The sequence below is a fragment of the Vibrio sp. Vb1574 genome, assembly GCF_033338675.1.
Window position 1 is genome coordinate 1 of the sequence record NZ_JAWOTC010000131.1, and the last position, 1,706, is coordinate 1,706.

At 45.2% G+C, this 1,706-nt stretch carries 3 protein-coding genes; 1 reads left to right on the plus strand and 2 read right to left on the minus strand.

What is annotated here, in order from left to right; translation table 11 throughout:
• On the plus strand, nt 1-194 hold a 194-nt coding region (locus tag R7O12_RS24145), incomplete at its 5' end, for a helix-turn-helix transcriptional regulator (RefSeq protein WP_318126572.1).
• 34 nt (nt 195-228) lie between these two features.
• On the opposite strand, the gene R7O12_RS24150 is transcribed toward R7O12_RS24145, so the two are convergent.
• Together R7O12_RS24150 and R7O12_RS24155 are read right to left on the minus strand one after the other, a co-directional pair.
• Complete coding sequence (locus R7O12_RS24150) at nt 229-1,005, minus strand: PTS sugar transporter subunit IIA (protein WP_005499695.1); 777 nt, start codon at nt 1,003-1,005, stop codon at nt 229-231.
• An 8-nt stretch (nt 1,006-1,013) separates the two neighbouring features.
• Complete coding sequence (locus R7O12_RS24155; RefSeq protein ID WP_318126573.1) at nt 1,014-1,316, minus strand: PTS fructose transporter subunit IIB; 303 nt, start codon at nt 1,314-1,316, stop codon at nt 1,014-1,016.
• Nucleotides 1,317-1,706: the final 390 nt, after the last annotated feature.

Sequence of the window (1,706 nt, forward strand, 5' to 3'; positions counted from 1 at the left end):
AGCAGGGGCACATGACCTTGGCAGACTACATTACTTGGGTACGCGTGGATCGTGCGAAGTTTATGCTCAAGAAATACAACTTCAAACTCAATGACGTGTCAGTGCGCTGTGGATTTAAAGACGTGAACTATTTCTGCCGAGTATTTAAGAACCGTACAGGCAGAACGCCGACGGAATATCGTGGTTCGATTTAAGCCTTCAGTCAGAGTGCGTAAATCATAGAGAAGTTTAGGCGAGCAGCCTCGACATGGCGTACATCAGCAGCGCTTGTAAGTCGACGCTGCTTTTTGTTAGTAGTAGGCGTTCCGCCATTTGATCGGTAAGCAGATTTCGTGTGAGGTTAGTGGCCGCAATGATCTGTTCTCTGGTCGGCTTTTCTGGCATCACCAGTGCTATAGCCAGATGAACATCACCCATCTTTGAAGCCCAATCCATCGACTTGTCATTTGCAATAACGGCAATGGAAATATGGTCAACACCTGAAAACATCACATGCGGTAGAGCGATCCCCGGAGTCACGCAAGTTGATGAACGTTCTTCGCGTTTAATAAAAGCAAGAATCAGTTCGTCGGGATGAATGGGGTGGATCAGCTGAGCTAATCCTTTAAGACATTCAAACTTGGTGAGCTCGGTATGCGCTTTGGCGTAGTGCCATTTGATTTCACAAGGTGGGCAAATTTGCGGTAAACGCTCGGCCAGTTGGCTAGAAAACTCATAGTTGATATGAGATCCCACCACCGTAAAGTGTTCAGCAATCATGTCTTTGATGACGAAGCAGGCCAGCTCTGCGTCAATGCCAATCGCTGTGATTTGACACAAATCACCTTGTTGTAGACCTGCTTGCAAAATCGCCACGGACTTGGTGAGTTCCGCAACACGATTTTGCGTTACATTAATGATATGTAAGGTACTTTTGAACTTCTTTGCCACTCGATTGAGTGGCTGAGCAAGGTGCGCACTGGCATTTGCATTATCGACGAAAAAGGTGATTTGGTATTCATTCATCTGCAAATTTAGTCGCGGCAGTGGACGAGGAATACTTTGTCGACGTTCAGCAAAACCTCTTCAATGGGGATTTGAATTTTGCGCGGCCCTTCGAATCGGCCAGGTTGTTCTATCTCAATATCCGACACGATCAAAACCCGATCCGCTTGAGCAATATCGTGAGGAGTGAGCTGATTCTCTATCCCCATCGCACCTTGCGTTTCTACTTTAATTTGCACGTTATGTTTTGGCGCAGCTTTCATTAGTGCATCTGCCGCCATATAAGTATGAGCGATGCCTGTAGGGCATGCTGTCACCGCTACGATTTTCATGTTCTATCCATTTTATTTTTTGTGGATATTAGCACAGCCACCGCAGATTGAATTGATTTGAGCTGGATTAACGCAAGAGCTCTATCACAGTTTGAATCTCATGTTACATTAATCCAGTTAATGCACTTTTAGTCCTATATATCAAAGGGTAGGCACTGGTTAATCTATGCCCAAATAAAATGAGTAGGGACGCATACGAGCCAGGGGATCCTGTATCTCAAACTCACTTGGGTATATATTCGAGCGTGAATATTGGAAGGTAAAACAATGGACATCACAAACCTAATTGAGCTGGAAACGATATGTTTAGATCTAAAAGCTCAAACCAAAGATGAAGCGCTCAAAGAGCTGGTCGAGATGCTAGAGGCCGCCGGCAAACTCAATAGTCAA

Coding starts and splice junctions, on each gene's coding strand:
- R7O12_RS24150 (WP_005499695.1), bottom strand. CDS start 1,005: ATGAATGAATACCAAATCACCTTTTTCGTCGATAATGCAAATGCCAGT.
- R7O12_RS24155 (WP_318126573.1), bottom strand. CDS start 1,316: ATGAAAATCGTAGCGGTGACAGCATGCCCTACAGGCATCGCTCATACT.